This is a genomic window from Pseudomonas sp. HMSC063H08 (genome assembly GCF_001813645.1).
Lineage (GTDB): Bacteria > Pseudomonadota > Gammaproteobacteria > Pseudomonadales > Pseudomonadaceae > Pseudomonas > Pseudomonas aeruginosa.
In genome coordinates, this window is the sequence record NZ_KV813635.1 from 80,611 (window position 1) to 100,312 (window position 19,702).

The window sequence follows — 19,702 nt, forward strand, 5'->3', positions numbered from 1 at the left end:
TACCGCCTGTGGCGGTATTCGCCCTACAGGCCTGCGGAAACGCCGGCTGCCGCTCCAGCTCCGTAGGGCGAATAACCGCTCGCGGTTATCCGCCGCTTATCCGCGACATCGGCGGATAACGCCCGTGGCGTTATTCGCCCTACGGATCAGGACTTCGAAATGAACTCCTCTCTCAGGCTCATGGCGTCTCTCGTGGTCTTTCTCCGGCAACTCCGCACACCTGTCCGCTATGTCTCCGGTCCGTACAGACGCTTGCAAAAGGGGCTCGCCTGGGAAGGCGAAACGAGAAGCCGGGGCAGGCAAGGAAATCAGCTTGCCCAGCACATTCAGACTCAAGACCACGACGGCAGAAATGGCCAGCCTCAGGCCGGCAACAATGGCCGGCAGGCCTCGACGAAGCGCCGGCAGGCACCCGCACATTCGCGCTCCAGCGGCTCGTCGCCATCGCAACGCTCCGCGCATGCCAGGGCATAGCGCGCCGCCAGCTCGCAGGCGGCCGGCGCCCATGGGCTGCGGCGCTCCAGCAGCAGGGCAGCGAGGCGGCAGAGGTCGGCGCAGTCGCCGGCGTGCTGGCGTTGTTCCCTGCTGGACTCGATGCAGAGCGCCAGGTAGCGCTCGCACGCGCGGATGCAGGCCTGGGCTGCGAGCCGGCAGCGCTCTTCCGGCGCCTGGGCGGCGGCACCGCCGAGCAGGGCGTCGGCGTCGGTTTCCAGCAGGGAACCGGGGTCTTCGTTTCCGGGATCGTTGATGGCGCGGGTCATGGCGGCACCTCCTGGCGATTGCGCCCATGCGGGCCCTGTCCCTTGGGCCGGTCGCCCGCGCCGACAGTTCAGTCGATTTCGCCGTCGGCACCGCCGCTCGATTGCCTTGAACCCTCGCCTGCGGCGCCAGTCCTCACTGGTACGACCCCAGACACGACCAGGAGGCGAGAATGTCCAGCACGGTTGCCGATCAATTGCTCGAACGCTTGAGCCAGTGGGGGGTGAAGCGCGTCTTCGGCTACCCCGGCGATGGCATCAACGGGATCATGGGCGCCATGGGCCGGCGCGCCGAGGCATTCGACTATATCCGCGTGCGCCACGAGGAGATGGCGGCCTTCATGGCCGGCGCCCACGCCAAGTTCACCGGAGAGGTCGGGGTGTGCCTCGCCACCTCGGGGCCGGGCGCGATCCACCTGCTGAACGGGCTCTACGACGCGCGCATGGATCATCAGCCGGTGCTGGCCATCGTCGGCCAGCAGGCGGCTACCGCGTTGGGCAGCGACTACCAGCAGGAAGTCGATCTGCAGAGCTTGTTCAAGGACGTTTCCGCCTATGTCGAGACCGTGGTCAGCCCGGCACAACTGCTCCATGTGCTGGACCGAGCCCTGCGCGTGGCGGTCGGCGAGCGGCAGGTGGCGACGGTGATCGTGCCCAACGACGTGCAACAGATGGCGGCCCCGAAGCGCCAGCCCCACGAGCACGGCCACGTGATGTCGGCGGTGGGCTTCGTCCAGCCGCGACCCTACGCGCGCGACGCCGACCTGGAAGCCGCCGCGGCGATCCTCAATCGCGGCCGGCGCGTGGCGATCCTCGCCGGTGCCGGGGCCCTGGGCGCGCACCGGCAACTGGAAGCGGTCGCCGAGCGCCTGGCCGCCGGAGTGGCCAAGGCGCTCCTGGGCAAGGCGGCGGTTTCCGACGACCTGCCGTACGTGACCGGCTCCATCGGTCTGCTCGGCACCCGCGCCAGCAGCATGCTGATGGAGCATTGCGACACCCTGCTGATCGTCGGCAGCACTTTCCCCTACAGCGAGTTCCTACCCAAGGCCGGCCAGGCGCGGGCGGTGCAGATCGACCTGTATCCGCGCAACATCGGTATCCGCTATCCGATCGATCAGGCCTTGCTCGGCGATGCAGGGGAAACCCTGGAGCGCCTGCTGCCGCTGCTCGAGCAGAAAAAGCACGGCGCCTGGCGCCGCCGGGTCGAGCGGGCGGTGACGGCCAGTCGCGAGGAAGCCCGGCGCCAGGCCGAAGAGCCAGCCGACCCGATCAACCCGCAGCGGGTATTCCGTTCCTTGTCGGAGCAACTGCCGGACGATGCGATTCTCTGCGGCGACAGCGGCTCGCATACCAACTGGTACGCCCGCGACATCCGCATGCGCCCGGGCATGCTCGGCTCGCTGTCGGGCAAGCTGGCGACCATGGGCAGCGGCGTGCCCTACGCCATCGCCGCCAAGCTCGCCTATCCGCAGCGGCCGGTGGTGGCGATGGTCGGCGACGGCGCCATGCAGATGAACGGCAACGCCGAACTGGTCACCGTGCAGCAGTACTGGCAGCGCTGGGACTCGCCGACCTTCATCGTGCTGGTGCTGAACAACGGCGATCTCAACCAGGTGACCTGGGAGCAGCGTGCCCTGGCCGGCGACCCGGAGTTCAGCCCGGCGCAGGAAGTGATCGATTTCCCCTACGCGCGTTATGCGGACATGCTCGGCTTCAAGGGCATCCGCGTGGATCGCCCGGAGGATATCGACGCCGCCTGGGCCGAGGCCTTCGCCGCCGACCGCCCGGTGTTGCTGGAGGTGGTCACCGACCCGAACGTGCCGCCGCTGCCGCCGCACATCAGTTTCGAGCAGGCCAAGCACCTGCTTGGCGCCATGCTGCAGGACGATCCCAAGCGCTGGGGGGTGATTCGCCAGAGCGCCCGGCAGGTCCTCGCGCGGCACTGAGCAAGGCGGTCGCGGCGCTCAGTCGGCGCGGCCGCTACGCAACTGGTCGGCCAGTTCGCGGTGGTGGTAGAAGCGCGCCAGCCATTCGTCGGCGAAGCGGCGCAGGTCGGGATCGGCGGAGTTTCGGGCGATTCCCTCGAAGCGTGCGACCAGACGGTCCTGCTGGCGAATCTGCGCGTCGAGGAAACCGCGCTCGTCGAAGCCGCCGGGAGCGGCGGCCTGCCGTTCGGTCTGGCGCGGCGAGGGCAGCGCCAAGGCCTTTTCCCCGGCCAGGGCGCGCAACTGATGGTCGAACTCCTGCTGTTCGGTGAGTACGCGCTTGGCATAGAGCTGCACCGCCTTGTTTTCGGAACGGCGCATGGCTTGCTCGGCTGCCTCCACCTGGGCCTGGCTGTCGGCCAGGCTGTCGGCGAGCAGGGCGCGGGTATCAGCGGGTTCGGCCTGGACGGCCAGGGGCAACAGCAGGGCGGCGATCAGTGACAGGCGACTGGGCATGGCGAACCTCCGGACGGGACGAGTGTGCGGTGGACGCTCGCCATACCGCGCCGTTCAAAAAAACCGCCTATGCGTCCCAGGCCGCCAGCAGGCGTCGATGCTCGCGGTGCGCCGCCTCCTGCACCGTCGGCAGCAGCCGTACCCGCTGGCCTGGCAGGCATTGCGCCAGGCGCGCCAGCGCCAGCGGGGCGAGGGCGCCGAGACGGGGATAGCCGCCGATGGTCTGGCGGTCGTTGAGCAGGACGATCGGCTGGCCGTCCGGCGGCACCTGCACCGCGCCGAGGGCGATGCCTTCGGAGATCATCGATTGCTGCCGGCATTCCAGGCGCGGGCCGAGCAGACGTACGCCCATGCGGTCGGCGCGGGTATCCACCTGCCAGTCGCCGTTGAACGCATCGAACAGGCTCATGGCCGGGAAGTCGCCGATCTGCGCGCCGAGGATCAGCTCCAGGCGCGCTTCGCCGGTGCAGTCCATGATCCGTTCGCTGGGCAGGGGCAGCGCGCGCGGTCGCGCGCCATCGGCCAGCCAGCCGAGGCTGTCGCCTGCGGCCAGGGCCTTGCCGTCGGCGCGGGGGCCGCCCAGGCCTTCGCGGGCCACCGTGGCCAGGCTGCCCAACTGGCGCTCGCCGGCGAAGCCGCCGGGCGCCGCCAGGTAGGCGCGGGCGCCCTGGCGCGGGTGGGCGAAGGCCAGGCGCTGGCCGTCGCGCACGGCGAACGCGCCCCAGGCCGGCAGCGGCTGGCCATCGAGGGTCGCGCCGAGATCGCCGCCGGCCAGGGCCAACCAGCCGTCGGCACGGCATTCGGCGACGAAACCGCCGAGGGCGATCTCGATCACCGCGGCGTCCAGGGGATTGCCCAGCAGCCAGTTGGCCCAGCCCATGGACAGCCAGTCGAGGGCGCCGCCCTGGGTCACGCCGAGATGGCGGCAGCCGAAGCGGCCGCGATCCTGCAACTGGACCAGCGGGGTGCTCTGGCACACCCGCAGTCCGCCGTGGATGGAGTCGTTCATGCCTGGACCTCCAGGGGCGTGTCGTCGCCGCCGAGGCGGACGAATTCGGCGTGTCCGATGGGTTCGAAACGCACCCGGTCGCCGGCGCGCAGCAGGCTGTAGCCGTCCAGGGTGAGGTCGAACAGGCGCACCGGGCAGCGCCCGAGCAGGTTCCAGCCGCCTGGCGAGGCCTGCGGATAGACCGCCGTCTGGCGCTCGGCGATGCCGACGCTGCCGGCGGCGATGCGTTGCCGGGGAGTCGCCAGGCGTGGCGCCGCCAGGGCTTCCTCGACCAGCCCCATGAAGGCGAAGCCGGGGCTGAAACCGAGGGCGAAGACCCGGTACTCGTGCTGGCTGTGGCGGCGGATCAGCTCGGCGACGCCGAGCTGCTTGCGCCGCGCCAGGGGTTCCAGGTCGGGGCCGACCCGCGGGTCGTACCAGGTCGGCAGGACGTGCAGGCGGCCGCCGTCCTGGCGTTTCGGGCGCAAGTCGGACAGCGCCGCGGCGATCCGCGCGCGGGCTTCGCCGGGGTCGAGCTGGAGCAGGTCGTATTGCAGGAGCAGGGTGGTGTAGGACGGCACCAGGTCGAGCAGGGCGGCGCCGAACGCCGCCCGCAGGTTTTCCTCCGCCGCCAGCAGCCAGGGCATGTTGGCTTCGTCGATGCGCTCGAACAGGCGCAGGACGAAGCTGTCGATGGCGGCCACCTCGATGCGCGGTTGCGGTTGGCTCATGCCGCCTCCAGGGCGTCGCGGATGCGCCGCACCGCGGCCAGCGAGGCGGGGTTGTCACCGTGTACGCAGAGGGTCTGCGCCTCCAGCGCCAGGGCGCTGCCGTCGCTGGCTCTCAGCGGCGCGCCACGGGCCAGCAGGAGGGCCTGGGCGAGCACCGTCTCGGCGTCGTGGTGTACCGCGCCGGGCTGGCTGCGCGAGACCAGGTAGCCGGCGCCGTCGTAGGCGCGGTCGGCGAACGCCTCGAACCACAGCTCGATGCCGTGGGCCTCGCCCAGCGCGCGCGCCGCGGTGTTGTCGCGGGTGCTCATCAGCATCAGCGGCAGGGTGCGGTCGTAGGCCGCCAGTGCGCGCAGCACGGCGGCGAGGATCGCCGGGTCGCGCATCATGTCCTGGTACAGCGCGCCGTGCGGCTTGACGTAGCGTACCCGTTCGCCCTGGGCGCGGCAGAGTCCGTCGAGGGCACCGATCTGGTAGAGCAGCAGGTCTTCCACTTCCTGCGCCGAGCAGGCCAGCGAGCGCCGGCCGAAGCCGACCAGGTCGGGGTAGCCGGGGTGCGCGCCGATGCGCACGCCATGCTCCACCGCCAGGGCCACGGTGCGGCGCATGGTGCCGGGATCGCCGGCGTGGAAGCCGCAGGCGATGTTGGCGCAATCGATCAGCGGCATCACCTCGGCGTCCAGGCCCATGCTCCAGGCACCGAAGCTCTCGCCGATATCGCAGTTCAACAACAGGCTGTTCATGCTGGTTCCTTCAGGTCATTGCTCGCCGGACCTCACCACAGCGCCAGGCTGTAGCTGAGGATCAGGCGGTTTTCGTCGAGGTCGTTGGCGAAATTCGAACGCACCGTGGCGTTGCGCCATTTCACTCCGAGGTTCTTCAGCGGCCCGCTCTGCACCACGTAGCCGAGGTCGGTGTTGCGTTCCCATTCCTTGCCGTCGTTGGCCGCGCCGCGGGCGACGTTGTCGCCGGAGACGTAGCGGCTCATGAAGCTCAGGCCGGGCAGGCCGAGCGCGCCGAAATCGTAGTCGTAGCGCAGTTGCCAGGAGCGCTCGTCGACGTTGCCGAAGTCGCCGATCTGGATGAAGTTGACCAGGTACGGGTCGCTGCCGGCGATGTAGGGATAGGGATCGTCGCCGCTGATCCGCTGGTAGCCGGCGGCCACCGCGTGGGCGCCCAGGCGCAGGCTGAAGAGGGCGCCGAAGGCGCGGTTGTCCAGTTCGCGGAAGCCGCCGTCCTCGCTGGCCCGGGCGAAGCGCAGGTCGCTCTTGAGCGAGCGCTGTCCGCCGAGGTCGAGGGTGTGTACCAGGCCGGCGAAGGTCTGTCGGTAGATGTCCTTGAGCCGACCCTGGTGCAGGCTGGCGGTCAGCGCCGGGGTCAGGCGATAGTCGCCGCCGGCGAAGTCGAAGGCATCGCTGCGCCCGCCGATGCGGTTGGCGCTGAACACCTGGTAGTCGCTGGAGCTGTTCAGCTTGTTGCGGTCCAGGTGCGCGCCGCGCAGGGTCAGGCCGTCGATCTCCTGCACGTCGAGCAGCGCGCCGCGGAACAGTTCCGGCAGCAGGCGGGTGTCGTTGGCCGAGACCAGCGGGCTCTTGAAGTGCAGCGCGCCGACCTTGAGCAGGCTGTTGGAGACCCGCGCCTTGGCGGTCAGGCCGAGCTTGGCGTAGTCGTCCTGGGAACCCCCGGCGGAGCCGTCGGCCGGCAGCAGCCCGGTTCCGCCGCTGCCGCCGCCAGAGTCGAGCTTGAGGCCGAGCAGGCCGATGGCGTCGACGCCGAAGCCGACGGTGCCTTCGCTGAAGCCGGACTCCAGGCGCAGGAGGAAGCCCTGCGCCCATTCGTCGGCGTTGTTGCGCGCGCCGCTCTGGCGGAAGTCGCGGTTGAAGTAGAAGTTGCGCAGTTCGAGGCTGGCGTGGCTGTCCTCGACCAGGTCGGCCTGGGCGAGCAGCGGCCAGCCCAGCCCGCTGCCGACGAGCAGCGCGGCAGCCAGGCGGGGAGTGGGATGCATGCTGGGGTTTCCTCGGTCGACGGCTCAGAGTTCCAGTTGTTTGCCGCGGGTTTCCGGCAGGCTGAGGGCGGCGAGGATCACCACGCCGTAGGAGACCGCGGCGAAGGCGCCGATCCCCAGGCCCAGCGAGAGCTTCTGGCCGAGCATGCCGATCAGCATCGGGAACAGCGCGGCGATGGCGCGCCCGGCGTTGTAGCAGAAGCCCTGGCCGGAGCCGCGGATGCGGGTCGGGAACAGTTCGGTGAGGAACGAGCCCATGCCGCTGAAGATGCCCGAGGCGAAGAAGCCGAGCGGGAAGCCGAGCCAGAGCATGGCGCCGTTGCTTACCGGCAACTGGGTGTAGAGCAGGACCACGGTGAAGGAGCCGACGGCGAACAGGACGAAGTTCTTCTTGCGCCCGATCAGGTCGGTGAGGAAGGCACTGACCACGTAGCCGACGTAGGAGCCGAGGATCACCATCGCCAGGTAGCCGCTGGTGCCGAGCACGGTCAGCCCGCGCTCGGTCTTGAGGAAGGTCGGCAGCCAGGCGGTGATGGCGTAGTAGCCGCCGAGGGCGCCGGTGGTCAGCAGCGAGGCGCGCAGGGTGATGCTGAGCATGCCGGGGGCGAAGATCTCGTAGAAGCTGACCTTGTCGGCGCCCTGGTTGCGCTGCCTGGCCTCGCGGTAGATCGCCGGTTCCTTGACCAGCCGACGCACCACCAGGACGAACAGTGCCGGCAACAGGCCGAGCATGAACAGCGCGCGCCAGGCCTCCTCCGGCGGCAGCAGGCTGAACATCAGCGAGTAGAGGATGGCGGTGAGGCCCCAGCCGATGGCCCAGCCGGACTGCACCAGGCCGACCGCCTTGCCGCGGTCGCGGGCCTTGATCACTTCGCCGATGAGTACCGCGCCGGCGGTCCATTCGCCACCGAAGCCGAAGCCCATCAGGGTCCGCGCGACCAGCAACTGCTCGTAGTTCTGCGCGAGGCCGCAGAGGAAGGTGAAGAAGGCGAACCAGAGCACCGTCAGTTGCAGGGTCAGCACCCGGCCGATGCGGTCGGAGAGGATCCCGGCGATCCAGCCGCCGGCGGCGGAGGCGAGCAGGGTCATGGTGTGGATGAAGCCGGCTTCGCCGGTGCTGATCCCCCACAGGGCGATCAGGGTGGGGATCACGAAGCTCAGCATCTGGGTGTCCATGCCGTCCAGGCCGTAGCCGATCTTGCAGCTCCAGAAGGCCCGGCGTTCCTGCTTGTCGAGGGCGCGATACCAGCCGAAATGACCGTCCCGGGAAGCGTCCGGGCCGGCGTCGAGGGTCATGTGTTTTTCCATGGGGGCACCGATCGTCGTTATTGGTGTTATGAGGATTCGGTGGGCGCCGTCGCACCCGGTGGTCGCATTCTTCGAGGCTGGCCAGCGAGCGTCCAACTAATTTATGCGGCCGCCGGGGATAAGAAATTTCGATGGCGGAGCAGGCCGTCATGCGTCGATCATGTGCCGCCGGAAGGCGGGCGCTGGCATGGAAGCTGCTCGCTCCTGCCACCTTGTGTCCCTTGCCCGTCGGTGCCCGCCACATGAACCTGAAATTCCTCGAGACCTTCGTCTGGGTCGCGCGCCTGAAGAGCTTCCGCCTCACCGCGGAGAAGCTGTTCAGCACCCAGGCTTCCATTTCCAGCCGGATCGCCGTGCTGGAGGACGAACTCGGCGTGAAACTGTTCGTCCGCGACTCTCGCGGCGTGACCCTGACCCCGGAAGGCGACAAGGTACTGGCCTACGCCGAGCGCATGATGGACACCATGCACGCGCTGAAGCAGTCGCTCGACACCGGCGCCAGCACCCAGGGACGGATTCGCATCGGCGCCATGGACACGGTCATCCACACCTGGCTGAGCCCGTTGGTGGCCAGGGTCACGGAAACCTTCCCGGCGGTGGAGATCGAGCTGATGGCGGACACCGCGCGCAACCTCTCCGAGCAGTTGCAGAAGGGCTACCTGGACCTGATCTTCCAGACCGACTCGCTGCGCCACGAGTCGGTGCTCAACCTGGAACTGGGCAGCTACCCGCTGCGCTGGATCGTCTCCACCGGCTCGATCTACCACCGCGACTACGCCTCGCTGGCGGACCTGGCGCGGGAGCGGGTGGTGACCTTCTCCAAGCACTCGCGGCCGCACCAGGACGTGCTCGGCCTGCTGCACGCCAACGGCGTCGCGGCACCGCGCCTGAACTGCGTGAACTCGGTGGCGGCGATGACCCGCCTGCTGCGCGACGGCTTCGGCGTCGGCGCCTTGCCGCCGGCGCTGGTCAGCCAGGAACTGGAACGCGGCGAACTGACCCTGCTGCGCCTCGGCCCGCCGCCGCCGAACCTGCCGGTGGTGGTGTCCTGGCGCGGCGGCACCGGCCTGGAGCTGGTGGACGAAGTGGTGGAGCTGAGCAAGACGGTGCTGGCCGACTACGCGGCCAACGTCGGCCCGGAGTGCATGCTCCTGGCGCCGCTGAAGAAAGGAGTGGGGCGGCTGCGTTCGCGCTGATTCGGATTTTCCGATCGCCCCCGGCGGAAAAATCTCGTTGGACGCTGACCGCCGTCCGCTTCTACAAACCCGCCAACAACCACGTCCGCCAGCGCACGGAGCCGCCATGCCCGAACCGACCTTCCACGAACTCGCGCAACTGCCGCCGCCGGTCCTGCGCCAACTGATCCGCCGCGGCGACTACGCCGGCCATACCAGCGGCCTCGGCCAGCGCCACTTGCAGGCCAACCTGGTGATCCTGCAGAAATCCTGGGCCGACGAGTTCCTTCGCTTCTGTGCCCTGAACCCCCGGGCCTGCCCGCTGCTCGACGTCAGCGAACCCGGCTCGCCGCACTTCGCCCGGCTCGGCGCGGATATCGACGTGCGCAGCGACCTGCCGCGCTACAGGGTGCATCGGCGCGGCCAGGAGCCCGTCGAGGTGAACGACATCGGCGCGTTCTGGGAGGCGGATTTCGTCGCCTTCGCCATCGGCTGCTCGTTCTCCTTCGAACAGGCGTTGCTCGACGCCGGCATCGGCCTGCGCCACCTCGAGCTGGGCCGCAACGTGGCGATGTACCGCACTGCCATCGCCACCCGGCCGAGCGGTCGCCTGGCCGGCCCCACGGTGGTATCGATGCGGCCGTTGAAGGCCGCCGAGGCGATCCGGGCGATCCAGATCACCAGCCGTTTCCCGATGACCCATGGCGCACCGCTGCACCTGGGCGATCCGGCACTGATCGGCATCCGCGACCTGGCGCGACCCGACTACGGCGACCCGGTGCCGCTCGCGGCGGACGAGATCCCGCTGTTCTGGGCCTGCGGGGTCACGCCCCAGGCGGTACTCGCCGAAGCCCAGCCGGAGCTGTACATCAGCCACGCGCCGGGGCACATGCTGGTCAGCGACCGACTCTACGACGAACTCTGAGAGGCGTCGTCCTTCGCCGGACCGGGGATGATCGCCAGGTGGCGCAGGGCGTCCGGCTCCAGGCTGTAGCTCTTGCCGCTCGGCGCCTCGACGAGCCGGCCGAGGGCGTAGAGGGTGAAGTAGCGCACCGTTTCGGCGCAGCCGAGGATGTCTTCGAGGTAGCGCCGATGCGGATAGGCCTGCAAGGTTTCCGGGGCGACGTAGAGGAATACCGGCTTGCCGTCGATGCGGTCGCGGAACTTGAAGCGGAAGCCTTGCGGCCGGTTCGGCGAGCCGTAGCGCTTGGGCAGCAGGTCGGCGCCGCCGTAGAACACCTTGCCGGCGCTGCCCGGGGTGGCATAGCCGATGTGCTGGAAATAGGCGCGCAGCGCTATCCGGCCGAGGCCGCTGATGTGGATGTCCAACTGCTTGAATTCTTCCGCCGGTAGTTCGGCGCGGGCCTGGCGGAAGGTGTCGACGAGCTGTTCGAAATCGCGGGTGCGCCGCCGCCGTTGCGTTCTCTGCCGAGGCGCGGCGGGAGCGTCGGCGCGCACTGCGGCGGAGGCCGGCGGCTGTTCCTCGGCGTCCGGGTCCGCTGGTGGCGGCGCGGCTTCCTCGGCGATGGCCGGATCGAATTCCTCGACGTAGGCGTCCAGCTTGTCGCGGATGCGCCGCTGGCCGGCCTCCTCGGCGGATTCGCCCGGGCGCAGAGCGTCCTCGTCGTCCTCGACGAACCACTCGCAGTCCGGCAGGTGGGTGGAATGCGGGAACTTGCTGAAGTGCGCGGCCTTGCGGGTGTCCTGCGGCAGCTTGTCGTAGTTGCTCGCCGATACCTTGATCCCCTGTGCCCGGCACGCTTCGCTGGAGCAGAGGAAGTCGAAGCGTTTGCGCGGCTCGGCCTGGGAGAAGTATTCGCGGCGGGCACTGGCGATGGAGATCACTCGCTCCAGTTGCACGCAGTAGGCCAGTGCTATCCGTTTGAACGCCATGTTCCCAGTCCTTCCGCCGGTTCGAGCGGGCCATTATGGCGCCTGGCGATGGGTAGGCAAGCCGGCGGCCTCCCGCGCCTGCCGAAGCCGGGCGCACGGCCTCGCTCGAATTCAAGCGCAAGAACCGGAGTTCTTGCGCTTGAACGGCGAATTAGTCTGCGGGCATCATCCGCTCCCACAGGGGAAACGCCATGAGCCAGCAGCCCGATCCTTGCAACGCCTACCACACCGACGAACAGCGCTGGGCCGCCGTGCTGGCGCGCGACGCGGCGGCGGACGGGGCGTTCGTCTATGCGGTGAAGACCACCGGGGTCTATTGCCGTCCGAGTTCCTCGGCGCGTCGGCCCAGGCGCGAGAACGTCGAGTTCTTCGCCACTGCCGAGGCCGCCGAGGCCGCCGGCTATCGGCCCAGCCGGCGCGCCGCCGGCGACCGCAGCCTGGCGGCGGAGCAGCGCGCCGAGCGGGTGGCGCAGGCCTGCCGGATGATCGAGACGGCGGAGACGCCGCTGGCACTGGAGGCGCTGGCCGCCCGACTGGGCATGAGTCCGTTCCACTTCCATCGCCTGTTCAAGGCCGAAACCGGCCTGACGCCCAAGGCCTACGCCTCGGCCTATCGTGCCCGGCGCCTGCGCGAGCGCCTGGGCCAGGCATCCGCCTCGGTGACCGAGGCGATCTACGAGTCCGGTTTCAACTCCAACAGCCGTTTCTACGAGTCCTCGTCGCAACGCCTCGGCATGCGCCCGCGCGATTACCGCGATGGCGGCGCCGGCGCGGCGATCCGCTTCGCCATCGGCCAGTGCTCGCTGGGCGCGATCCTGGTGGCGCAGAGCCAGCGCGGCATCTGCGCGATCCTCCTCGGCGAGGAGCCGGAGCCGTTGCTGCGCGAGTTGCAGGACCAGTTCCCGCGCGCCCAGCTGCTCGGCGGCGACGCCGACTTCGAACGGCTGGTGGCGCAGGTGGTGGGCTTCGTCGAGTCGCCTCAACTGGGACTGGACCTGCCGCTGGACGTACGCGGTACGGCGTTCCAGGAACGGGTCTGGCAGGCGCTGCGGGAAATACCGCCGGGCAGCACGGCGAGCTATGCGCAGGTCGCCGAACGGATCGGCGCGCCGCGAGCGGTGCGCGCGGTGGCGCAGGCCTGCGCGGCGAACCGGATCGCAGTGGCGATTCCCTGCCACCGGGTGGTACGTCGCGACGGCGACATTTCCGGCTACCGCTGGGGCGTGGAGCGCAAGCGCGAACTGCTGCGCAGGGAAGAGCGGGATTGAGCCCAAGGCCAGGCGATACGCGGCCCGGAATGCAAAAAGCCCACTCGATGGTGGGCTCTATGCAATGGGGCGCTGGTCCTTCAGCTGGTTCCAGTATCCATGTCAGCGGTGAAAATTTCGTGAAATGAAACGACAACCCTGACCGTTCGTCCTTTCCTCCGTCGTTTCATTCGTCGCTGCACGCACGCGCCTGCTTCAGGTAGTGCAACACCTGGCGCTCGCCGTGGGAGTCCAGGTATACCAGGGTGGCGCGCACCACCTGGCAGGTATCGCTGGGCGCCTCGTCGACGCTCAGCACCCTGGCCACGTCCAGCGGCATGCCGTAGACGTAGTCGGCAGTCGCCGCACCGGCGATGGCCGGCACCAGCAGTAGTGCAACGCAGCAGAGGTAGAGCTTGGCTCGGTTCATGGACGGTATCTCTCCATCCCCCCGCGAAGCGACGGCGCAAGGGCGCCGCCGACGCCATGGGTGGAACCCGCTTCGTCGTTCGCGACGGGTTCGCCACCTCCGTCCAGCAGTATAGAACGGCGGCCTCAGCCGCCGTCGAGGGAAAGGATGTAGCCCAGTTGCGGTGCCGAGCGCCCGGCCAGCAGGTCCTGGTAGACCTCCAGCACCTCGCTGCCGCCGACACCGTGGCGGACCTGGATCCAGCCGCCGACGAAGGCCGAGAACTCGCCCCAGACTTCCGCCAGGCGCGCCTGGAACGCCGCGCCGCCCCAGTCCTTGAGGCGTTTTTCCGCCTGCGCCGGGGCGAAGAACAGCTTCGGCGTCGGACCCGGCAGCGCCTTCGGCAGGCCACCGCGCTGGTCCCAGTGGGCGGCGCCGACCAGGCAACTGTAGCGCAGGCGGTCGCCCAGGCGCTGGTGCAACTGGCCGAGCAGGGCGCCGTTGCCGGCGAAATCCACGCTCAGCGCGTCTCCGCTGGCGTCCAGTGCGTCCAGGCGGTCGTAGGCCAGGACCTCGTCATAGCAGCCCAGGCCTTCGACGAAGGCGCGGTTGCCCGCGGAGGTCAGGCCGACGATGCGGTAGTCCTGGCCGCGTTGCGCACGATTGCGCTGGAGGAGGAAGGCCAGGCCGATGGCGGTCTTGCTCGAGGCACTGCTCAGCAGCAGGTCGGTGGCGCCGAAGAAGGCATGCTCGGCGAGGAAGTCGTCGAGCAGGAACGAGGTGGTGAACAGCGGCCGCAGGAGCATTTGCAGGGCCTCGTCGGAGGCCCGGTAGAGCGGGTCGCTGCTGCAGCGCAGGTACTGGTTGTAGACCGACGGGAGGTTCCGGCGGTGCTCGCTGGCGTCGACGAAGCCGCTGCCGCGGACCTGCGCCGGCGCGACCAGCAGGTGGCTGGCCATCGGATAGTAGCCATAGAAGCGCTCGCCCGGTTCGACCCCCGGGCAGCGCGAGGCAAGCACCTCGGCGAAGCCCCAGACCGGGACGATGCCCAGCCCCTCGCCGGCCGGGAAGAACTCCCAGTAGCGCAGGGCATCGCCGAGGGCGGCATAGGTGACGTTGTTGGCGGTCAGGGCGAACTCGTCGACCGCCAGCAGCGCCTGGCCTTCCGCCAGCGCCTCCGGGGCGGGCAGGTTGCGCGTACGCAGGGCGGCGGTGGCGAGCTGGCGACGCTCGACGACGACTTCGGTGATGCGGGTCATGGCAGGTTCCTCCGCCTCAGGCCTTGCTCGCGGCCAGATAGGGCGCCAGGCGCCGGCCCATTTCCTCGCCGAGGGCCTGGAGGCCGCTCATGGGGCGGACCATCACTTCGAAGTCGACGATCCGGCCGTCGTCGTCGAAGCGGATCATGTCGATGCCTTTCAGTTCGCGTTCGCCGACCCGCGCGCTGAACTCCAGCACCACGCTGCGGCCGTCGGCGCTGGCCAACTGGCGGTGATAGGCGAAATCCTCGAAGACCGTGAGCACGGTATTCAGGATCATCGAGACCACCGGCGCGCCGGCATACGGCTTGTGCGCCATCGGCGAGCGGAACACGGCGTCGGGATGCAGCAGGCGCGGCAACCCGGAGAGGTCGCGGCGGGCGATCAGCCCGTGCCATTCGGCGAGGGTGGCGGCGGCGTTGGCTTCGAGCGGCAGGCTGGTCATACGGTGGCTCCTCTGGCGGGTGCTGGACTGTATCCCCGGGGCGGCCGGGGACCGGCAGCGGGGCGCAGCCTCACCATAGGGCGCGGGAAAGGCCTCGCTCAATGATCGAAAGTGACGGAAGACTGATCCTGGCGCGCAACCTGCGACTCAGCCCTGTTCGATCTGCACGATCTGCTCGCGCAGCCATTGCAGGCCGGGCGTCGCTTCCTGCTGGCGATGCCAGATCAGGTTGACCTGCACCGGGGCCATCTCGAAGGGGACGTCCGCCAGTTGCAGACCATGGCTGCCGGCGAAACGCTCGGCCAGGCGGCGCGGCACGGTGCCGAGCAGCTCGGTGCTGGCGACGATGGCCGGGATGGTCAGGTAGTGCGGCACCAGCAATTGCACCCGGCGCTGCACCCTGGCCGAGCCGAGGACGATCTCCAGCGGACTGCCGCGCCCCACCCGCGGCAGGATCGAGACGTGCTGCGCGGCCTCGTAGGCGGCGCGGTCGAGGCCGCCGCGGAAGGCCGGATGGCCCTGGCGGCCGATCACCACCAGGCGTTCCTCGCCGACCGGCCGGTAGGCCAGCTCAGGCTCGTCGAAGTACAGGTAGTCGATCGCCAGGTCCAGTTCGCCGCTGGCCAGCTGCGCCGGGATCGAGGCGCCTTCGTCGGGCCGCACCTCCAGCGTCACCCGCGGGGCCAGGGTCTTCAAGCGGGTCACCAGGCCCGGCAGCAGGCGCAACTGGGCGTAGTCGTTCATCGTCAGGCGGAAGCTCCGCGCGGTGTGCGGATCGAAGGTTTCCTGGGAGCCAAGGCCGGCCTGCAGCAGATGCAGGGCCTGGCGCACCGGCACGTACAGGGCGAGGGCGGCGGCGGTGGGTTCCAGGCCCTTGGCGGTGCGCCGGAACAGCGGCTGGTCGAGCTGTTCGCGCAGGCGGGCGAGGGCGTTGCTCACCGCCGGCTGGCTGCGATGCAGGCGGATCGCCGCGCGCGACAGGTTGCGTTCGCGCATCAGGGCATCGAAGACCAGAAGCAGGTTGAGGTCGAGCTGCTGCAAGTTCAGCTTCATGAATAATCCTCATTCTATTTATCCATTACCCTGATAAGACTGGCATCGCTACACTCGAATGCAAGCCCTTCCGCCCCGGCGGATCGGCCCGGTTCGCGGCCCAGCCAATAACAATCACACGCGAGATGCCGACCATGTCCTTCGATCCCCAACCCTTTCGCCAGCAGTACCGCGCGGCCATCCGGCCCGGCTACAACCCCTGGCTGCACGCCGGCTTCGTCCTCGCCTACGGCGGCGCCTGGATCGTCTTCTTCCTCTCCCGGCTCGAGCAGCCGAGCCTGCTGGAATGGCTGACGGTGCCGGCCGCGCTGGTGTTCTTCAACTGGGGCGAGTACCGCATCCACAAGTCCCTCGGCCACCACAAGCACCCGCTGGGGCGGATGTTCTACAAGCGCCATACCGGCGACCACCACAGCTTCTTCGTCGCCGGCCAGATGCGCTACGAACAGGCACGCGACTGGCGGGTGATCCTGTTCCCGGCCTGGCTGGTGGTGGTCTTCAGCCTCGGCGCGCTGCTCGCCTGGAGCCTGCTCGGCCTGCTGAACGACAACCTCGCCGCGCTGTTCGCCGCGACCCTGCTGCTGGGCTACCTCAGCTACGAGATCTTCCACGCCTGCGAACACCTGCCGCCGGAGCATCCGCTCAGCCGCCTGCCGTGGATCCGCCACATGCGCCGCCTGCACGAACTGCATCACCGTCGCGAGCTGATGCAGACGCACAACTTCAACCTGGTCTTCCCGTTGATGGACTGGTGCTACGGCACCCTCCACTGGGAAGCGGAACCCGCCGAGGAGCGCGCCATGACCCGCATGCAGCACCAGATCGAGATCGCCCGCGCGCCCGAGGCGACCCTCGCCTACGCCGCCAGCCCGGGGCTCTGGCCGGAATGGCATCCCTCGTCGTTACGGGTCGACGGCGCCTCGGGCCCGCTGCCGGCCGGCGCGCGCTTCGAGGAGGACATCCACGCCGGCGGCCGCGCCGGGCACCTGTCCTGGACGGTGGTCGAGTACCAGCCGGGACACCTGTGGCGCGCCAACGCCCGTGGCGACCGGGGGCTGCACCTGCGCCTGAGCTACGAATGCCAGCCGAGCGCGGCCGGCACCCGCTTCGTGCGCACCCTGGAATACCGCTTCGATGGCTGGTCGATGCGCCTGGCCAACCTGTTCCTGCTGCGCCGTCGCATCGAACGCGAGTCGGAGGAGTCCATGCAGCGCCTGCGCCGGGTCGCCGAGGCGCGGATAGCGGTGGCGGAAAGCGTATGATCGAGGGCCGCGGGGGCGGATCGCAGAAGGACACCGATGAACAAGTTTGCCGAAATGACCACCTTCGTCAGCGTGGTCGACGCCCGTAGCTTCTCCGAAGCCGCCCGCCGCCTGGGCACCACCAAGTCGCAAGTCAGCCAGCGTATCCAGCAACTGGAGAGGCGCCTGGGCCGGGTGCTGCTGAACCGCACCCGGCCGCTGAGCCTCACCGACCCCGGTCGCACCTACTACGAACACGCCTGCCGCCTGCTACAGGAGCTGGAGCAGGCGGAAGCCTCGGTGCTCGACGCCGACGACGACCTGCGCGGCCAGTTGCGCCTCTCCGCGCCGCTGGCCTTCACTCCGCGCTACCTGGCGCCGCTGCTGGCGCGCTTCGCCGAGCGCCATCCGCAATTGCGGGTGGACGTGCAGGCCGACGATCGTTTCGTCAACCTCCAGGAACCGCGCTTCGACATGGCCCTGCGCATGGGCCGGCTGGACGACTCCTGCCTGGTGGCGCGGCCGATCACCGCCAACCGCCACCTGCTCTGCGCCAGTCCCGACTACCTGGCGCGGCATGGCGTGCCGCAGCATCCCGAGGAATTACAGGCGCACGACGGGCTGGTCTACTACAACCGCGAGCCCGGCGGCATGCTCTGTCTGCCGGTGGACGGCGAACCGGCCTCGTTCCGCATCCGGGTGAGGATGCGCACCGACTCCGGGCACCAGTTGCTCGAAGGTGCGCGCGCCGGGCTCGGCCTGGCGATCCTGCCGAGCTTCCTGGCCGCCGATGCCTTGCTGGCCGGCGAGCTGCTGCCGGTCCTGCCTGGCTACTCGCCGGACGGCGGGCAGGTTTCCGTGGTCTACCGCAAGACCCAACGGACGCCCCGGAAGATCCTCGTCCTCGGCCAGTTCCTCGAAGAGGAAATCGGCGATCCGGCGCCCTGGGACCGCGCGCTCATCGAGCGTGGCCTGTTGCCGCCGGGCTGAGTTCGGAAAAACCGAACCAGCGGTTCGCCTTCCGCTGTCTGTCGCCGAGGGCGCGCCGGGCATAGCGTTGCTCCCGTCAATCGATCTGGATACGGGAGAACCCCATGCACCAACCCGAAAACCCGGCGCGCCGCACCTTGCTGGCGCAGACCGTCGCCGGCTCCGCCGCGCTCGCCCTGGGCTCGCTGCTCGGCGGCGCGCCCGGCGTGGCCAGCGCCACGGCGGAAACGCCCCGCAAGGCCTTCGATGGCGGCAGGATCGATGTGCTGATCGTCGGCGGCGGCTCCGCCGGCGCGGTCCTCGCCCGGCGCCTGAGCGAGCGCGGCGACCGCCGGGTACTGTTGCTGGAAGCCGGCCAGGCCTATCCGGCCTGGGACTACCCCAGGATCATCGCCAGCAGCGACAGCGTCGGCGGCGACCCCGCCAGCGACTGGGGCTACCAGTCCCAACCGGGGGCGATCGGGCATCCGATCCATGCGATCCGCGGCAAGGTCCTCGGCGGCAGCTCGGCGATCAACGGCGCGGTGGCGATCCGCGCGCGGCGCGAAGACTTCGCCCGCTGGAACCTGCCGGGCTGGTCCTACGACGACCTGCTGCCGGCGTTCCGCCGCCTGGAGACCCGCCAGGGCGGCGACCCGGCCCTGCACGGCGGGGACGGACCGCTGCCGGTGCGGCAACTGAGCCGCGCCGATCTCTCGCCGATGCAGAGGGCCTTCGTCGACGCCACCCTGGCCAACGGTTTCAAGGCCATCGCCGATTTCGACGGCGCCGACGCCAACGGCGTCGGGCCGTACCCGATGAATGTCGTCAACGGTGTGCGCGTCAACACCGGCATGGCCTATCTCGACAACGCCGTGCGCGGCCGCGCCAACCTGTCGATCCGCGGCGACGCGCTGGTCGACCGGGTGCTCTTCGAAGGTAAGCGCGCGGTGGGCGTGCGCCTGGCCTCCGGCGAGGAAATCCACGCCGGCGAAGTGATCCTCAGCGCCGGCGCCTACGGCAGCCCGGCGATCCTGCTGCGCTCCGGTGTCGGCCCGGCCGACGAGCTGAAGGCGCTGTCGATCCCGTTGCTTGCCGACTTGCCGGTGGGCCGCCGGCTCAAGGACCATCCGTTCTACTACAACGCCTATGCCGCCCGGCCGGAGCGTATCGGCGCGCAGTCACCGGTGATCGGCGCCAAGCTCTGGACCCATAGCTCGCGGGCGCAGAACGGCGAGCTGGACCTGCACATCACCGCCACCCACCTGTTCCCCGCCGAGATGAGCCCGACCGGGGTCGGCTTCGTCCTCGCCGTGGCCCTGACCCGGCCGCAATCGCTGGGCAGCGTGCGCCTGGCCAGCCGCGACCCGGCCGTCGCGCCGCTGATCGACCTGAACTTCCTCGCCGAGGCCGAAGACCGCGCGCGGTTGCTGGAAGGGGTCAAGCTGGCGCGCCGGATAGGCCGCAGCGAACCGCTCGCCGGGCTGATCCACGCCGAACTCGGGCCGGGGCCCGAGGCACGCAGCGATGCGCAGATCGAAGCGGCCATCCGCGCCACCCTCGATACCTACCACCACCCGACCTCCAGCGCGCCGATGGGCCGCGCCGGCGAGCGCTGGGCGGTGGTCGACCTGGAGGGCAGGGTGCATGGCCTGCAAGGATTGCGGGTGATCGACGCCTCGATCTTCCCCGATGCCATTTCGGTGGCCACCAACATCACCACCATCGCCGTTGCCGAGCACCTCGCGCAGCGCATCGCCTGACCGACCCAGGAGAACTTGCA

At 69.5% G+C, this 19,702-nt stretch carries 19 protein-coding genes; 7 read left to right on the plus strand and 12 right to left on the minus strand.

Annotated elements, in window-relative coordinates:
- Positions 1 to 362: 362 nt before the first annotated feature.
- Entirely contained in the window at positions 363 to 761 is a 399-nt protein-coding gene (locus HMPREF2924_RS33135) for a four-helix bundle copper-binding protein (protein ID WP_003088822.1), read from the minus strand.
- Positions 762 to 931: 170 nt separating this feature from the next.
- On the opposite strand from HMPREF2924_RS33135, the gene HMPREF2924_RS33140 reads away from it, so the two are divergent.
- A complete protein-coding gene (locus tag HMPREF2924_RS33140; RefSeq protein ID WP_003088823.1) occupies positions 932 to 2,704 on the plus strand; it encodes a thiamine pyrophosphate-requiring protein in 1,773 nt (590 codons plus the stop codon).
- An 18-nt stretch (positions 2,705 to 2,722) separates the two neighbouring features.
- Here the strand turns inward: HMPREF2924_RS33140 and HMPREF2924_RS33145 are convergent, their stop codons facing one another.
- The 6 genes from HMPREF2924_RS33145 to HMPREF2924_RS33170 all read right to left on the minus strand — a co-directional run bounded on the left by HMPREF2924_RS33145 (position 2,723) and on the right by HMPREF2924_RS33170 (position 8,216).
- The gene (locus tag HMPREF2924_RS33145) at positions 2,723 to 3,199 is read right to left on the minus strand and encodes a DUF4142 domain-containing protein (RefSeq protein ID WP_003121670.1); all 477 of its coding nucleotides are present in this window, start codon (positions 3,197 to 3,199) and stop codon (positions 2,723 to 2,725) included.
- Between the two features lie 67 nt (positions 3,200 to 3,266).
- Positions 3,267 to 4,208, minus strand: coding sequence for a 5-oxoprolinase subunit C family protein (locus HMPREF2924_RS33150; RefSeq protein WP_023094076.1), 942 nt, complete (start codon positions 4,206 to 4,208; stop codon positions 3,267 to 3,269).
- Positions 4,205 to 4,918 carry a 5-oxoprolinase subunit B family protein gene (locus tag HMPREF2924_RS33155; RefSeq protein WP_003132226.1) on the minus strand — a complete coding sequence of 238 codons (714 nt, stop codon included), beginning with the start codon at positions 4,916 to 4,918 and terminating at the stop codon, positions 4,205 to 4,207. The genes HMPREF2924_RS33150 and HMPREF2924_RS33155 overlap by 4 nt, the downstream gene beginning before the upstream one ends.
- A complete protein-coding gene (locus tag HMPREF2924_RS33160) occupies positions 4,915 to 5,658 on the minus strand; it encodes a 5-oxoprolinase subunit PxpA (RefSeq protein ID WP_003088826.1) in 744 nt (247 codons plus the stop codon). Before HMPREF2924_RS33160 ends, HMPREF2924_RS33155 begins: the two co-directional genes overlap by 4 nt.
- Before the next feature lie 32 nt (positions 5,659 to 5,690).
- Positions 5,691 to 6,920, minus strand: a complete 1,230-nt coding sequence (locus HMPREF2924_RS33165; protein ID WP_003132224.1) for an OprD family porin — start codon at positions 6,918 to 6,920, stop codon at positions 5,691 to 5,693.
- A 24-nt stretch (positions 6,921 to 6,944) separates the two neighbouring features.
- Entirely contained in the window at positions 6,945 to 8,216 is a 1,272-nt protein-coding gene (locus tag HMPREF2924_RS33170; RefSeq protein WP_003088828.1) for an MFS transporter, read from the minus strand.
- 254 nt (positions 8,217 to 8,470) lie between these two features.
- Here HMPREF2924_RS33170 and HMPREF2924_RS33175 point away from each other — a divergent pair, with 254 nt between their 5' ends.
- Together HMPREF2924_RS33175 and HMPREF2924_RS33180 are read left to right on the plus strand one after the other, a co-directional pair.
- A complete protein-coding gene (locus HMPREF2924_RS33175) occupies positions 8,471 to 9,424 on the plus strand; it encodes a LysR family transcriptional regulator (RefSeq protein WP_003088829.1) in 954 nt (317 codons plus the stop codon).
- Between the two features lie 106 nt (positions 9,425 to 9,530).
- A complete protein-coding gene (locus HMPREF2924_RS33180) occupies positions 9,531 to 10,328 on the plus strand; it encodes a putative hydro-lyase (RefSeq protein ID WP_003132222.1) in 798 nt (265 codons plus the stop codon).
- Here HMPREF2924_RS33180 and HMPREF2924_RS33185 read toward each other — a convergent pair.
- Positions 10,313 to 11,296 (minus strand): hypothetical protein, encoded by a 984-nt coding sequence (locus tag HMPREF2924_RS33185; protein WP_003132220.1) that lies wholly within the window; start codon positions 11,294 to 11,296, stop codon positions 10,313 to 10,315. The two genes, HMPREF2924_RS33180 and HMPREF2924_RS33185, sit on opposite strands and share 16 nt — an antisense overlap.
- A 191-nt stretch (positions 11,297 to 11,487) precedes the next feature.
- Between HMPREF2924_RS33185 and ada the strand changes: the two genes are divergently transcribed.
- Positions 11,488 to 12,564, plus strand: a complete 1,077-nt coding sequence (ada, locus tag HMPREF2924_RS33190) for a bifunctional DNA-binding transcriptional regulator/O6-methylguanine-DNA methyltransferase Ada (protein WP_003132212.1) — start codon at positions 11,488 to 11,490, stop codon at positions 12,562 to 12,564.
- Positions 12,565 to 12,730: 166 nt separating this feature from the next.
- Here ada and HMPREF2924_RS33195 read toward each other — a convergent pair whose 3' ends face one another.
- From HMPREF2924_RS33195 to HMPREF2924_RS33210, 4 genes are all read right to left on the minus strand, one after another.
- Positions 12,731 to 12,973: a DUF2790 domain-containing protein gene (locus HMPREF2924_RS33195; RefSeq protein ID WP_003088835.1), complete on the minus strand. Its 243-nt coding sequence runs from the start codon at positions 12,971 to 12,973 to the stop codon at positions 12,731 to 12,733.
- A 125-nt stretch (positions 12,974 to 13,098) separates the two neighbouring features.
- Complete coding sequence (locus HMPREF2924_RS33200) at positions 13,099 to 14,211, minus strand: DUF2855 family protein (RefSeq protein WP_003132210.1); 1,113 nt, start codon at positions 14,209 to 14,211, stop codon at positions 13,099 to 13,101.
- Between the two features lie 16 nt (positions 14,212 to 14,227).
- Positions 14,228 to 14,656 (minus strand): nuclear transport factor 2 family protein, encoded by a 429-nt coding sequence (locus HMPREF2924_RS33205; protein WP_003088837.1) that lies wholly within the window; start codon positions 14,654 to 14,656, stop codon positions 14,228 to 14,230.
- A gap of 147 nt (positions 14,657 to 14,803) precedes the next feature.
- Positions 14,804 to 15,709 (minus strand): LysR family transcriptional regulator BsrA, encoded by a 906-nt coding sequence (locus HMPREF2924_RS33210; protein ID WP_003132209.1) that lies wholly within the window; start codon positions 15,707 to 15,709, stop codon positions 14,804 to 14,806.
- 125 nt (positions 15,710 to 15,834) lie between these two features.
- Between HMPREF2924_RS33210 and HMPREF2924_RS33215 the strand changes: the two genes are divergently transcribed.
- The 3 genes from HMPREF2924_RS33215 (at position 15,835) to HMPREF2924_RS33225 (ending at position 19,682) form a co-directional block, all read left to right on the plus strand.
- A complete protein-coding gene (locus tag HMPREF2924_RS33215; RefSeq protein WP_003132207.1) occupies positions 15,835 to 16,971 on the plus strand; it encodes an SRPBCC family protein in 1,137 nt (378 codons plus the stop codon).
- 36 nt (positions 16,972 to 17,007) lie between these two features.
- On the plus strand, positions 17,008 to 17,940 hold the full coding sequence (locus HMPREF2924_RS33220) for a LysR family transcriptional regulator (RefSeq protein ID WP_003088848.1): 933 nt from the start codon (positions 17,008 to 17,010) through the stop codon (positions 17,938 to 17,940).
- Positions 17,941 to 18,044: 104 nt separating this feature from the next.
- Positions 18,045 to 19,682, plus strand: coding sequence for a GMC family oxidoreductase (locus HMPREF2924_RS33225; protein ID WP_003132203.1), 1,638 nt, complete (start codon positions 18,045 to 18,047; stop codon positions 19,680 to 19,682).
- The last annotated feature ends 20 nt before the right edge of the window (positions 19,683 to 19,702 follow it).

Excerpts from the sequence above, each read along its gene's own strand:
- HMPREF2924_RS33165 (WP_003132224.1), bottom strand. The coding sequence starts at position 6,920 with ATGCATCCCACTCCCCGCCTGGCTGCCGCGCTGCTCGTCGGCAGCGGG.
- HMPREF2924_RS33150 (WP_023094076.1), bottom strand. The coding sequence starts at position 4,208 with ATGAACGACTCCATCCACGGCGGACTGCGGGTGTGCCAGAGCACCCCG.
- HMPREF2924_RS33175 (WP_003088829.1), top strand. The coding sequence starts at position 8,471 with ATGAACCTGAAATTCCTCGAGACCTTCGTCTGGGTCGCGCGCCTGAAG.
- HMPREF2924_RS33155 (WP_003132226.1), bottom strand. The coding sequence starts at position 4,918 with ATGAGCCAACCGCAACCGCGCATCGAGGTGGCCGCCATCGACAGCTTC.
- HMPREF2924_RS33215 (WP_003132207.1), top strand. The coding sequence starts at position 15,835 with ATGCCGACCATGTCCTTCGATCCCCAACCCTTTCGCCAGCAGTACCGC.
- HMPREF2924_RS33160 (WP_003088826.1), bottom strand. The coding sequence starts at position 5,658 with ATGAACAGCCTGTTGTTGAACTGCGATATCGGCGAGAGCTTCGGTGCC.
- HMPREF2924_RS33135 (WP_003088822.1), bottom strand. The coding sequence starts at position 761 with ATGACCCGCGCCATCAACGATCCCGGAAACGAAGACCCCGGTTCCCTG.
- HMPREF2924_RS33220 (WP_003088848.1), top strand. The coding sequence starts at position 17,008 with ATGAACAAGTTTGCCGAAATGACCACCTTCGTCAGCGTGGTCGACGCC.
- HMPREF2924_RS33185 (WP_003132220.1), bottom strand. The coding sequence starts at position 11,296 with ATGGCGTTCAAACGGATAGCACTGGCCTACTGCGTGCAACTGGAGCGA.
- HMPREF2924_RS33170 (WP_003088828.1), bottom strand. The coding sequence starts at position 8,216 with ATGACCCTCGACGCCGGCCCGGACGCTTCCCGGGACGGTCATTTCGGC.
- HMPREF2924_RS33180 (WP_003132222.1), top strand. The coding sequence starts at position 9,531 with ATGCCCGAACCGACCTTCCACGAACTCGCGCAACTGCCGCCGCCGGTC.
- HMPREF2924_RS33210 (WP_003132209.1), bottom strand. The coding sequence starts at position 15,709 with ATGAAGCTGAACTTGCAGCAGCTCGACCTCAACCTGCTTCTGGTCTTC.
- ada (WP_003132212.1), top strand. The coding sequence starts at position 11,488 with ATGAGCCAGCAGCCCGATCCTTGCAACGCCTACCACACCGACGAACAG.
- HMPREF2924_RS33195 (WP_003088835.1), bottom strand. The coding sequence starts at position 12,973 with ATGAACCGAGCCAAGCTCTACCTCTGCTGCGTTGCACTACTGCTGGTG.
- HMPREF2924_RS33205 (WP_003088837.1), bottom strand. The coding sequence starts at position 14,656 with ATGACCAGCCTGCCGCTCGAAGCCAACGCCGCCGCCACCCTCGCCGAA.
- HMPREF2924_RS33140 (WP_003088823.1), top strand. The coding sequence starts at position 932 with ATGTCCAGCACGGTTGCCGATCAATTGCTCGAACGCTTGAGCCAGTGG.
- HMPREF2924_RS33145 (WP_003121670.1), bottom strand. The coding sequence starts at position 3,199 with ATGCCCAGTCGCCTGTCACTGATCGCCGCCCTGCTGTTGCCCCTGGCC.
- HMPREF2924_RS33225 (WP_003132203.1), top strand. The coding sequence starts at position 18,045 with ATGCACCAACCCGAAAACCCGGCGCGCCGCACCTTGCTGGCGCAGACC.
- HMPREF2924_RS33200 (WP_003132210.1), bottom strand. The coding sequence starts at position 14,211 with ATGACCCGCATCACCGAAGTCGTCGTCGAGCGTCGCCAGCTCGCCACC.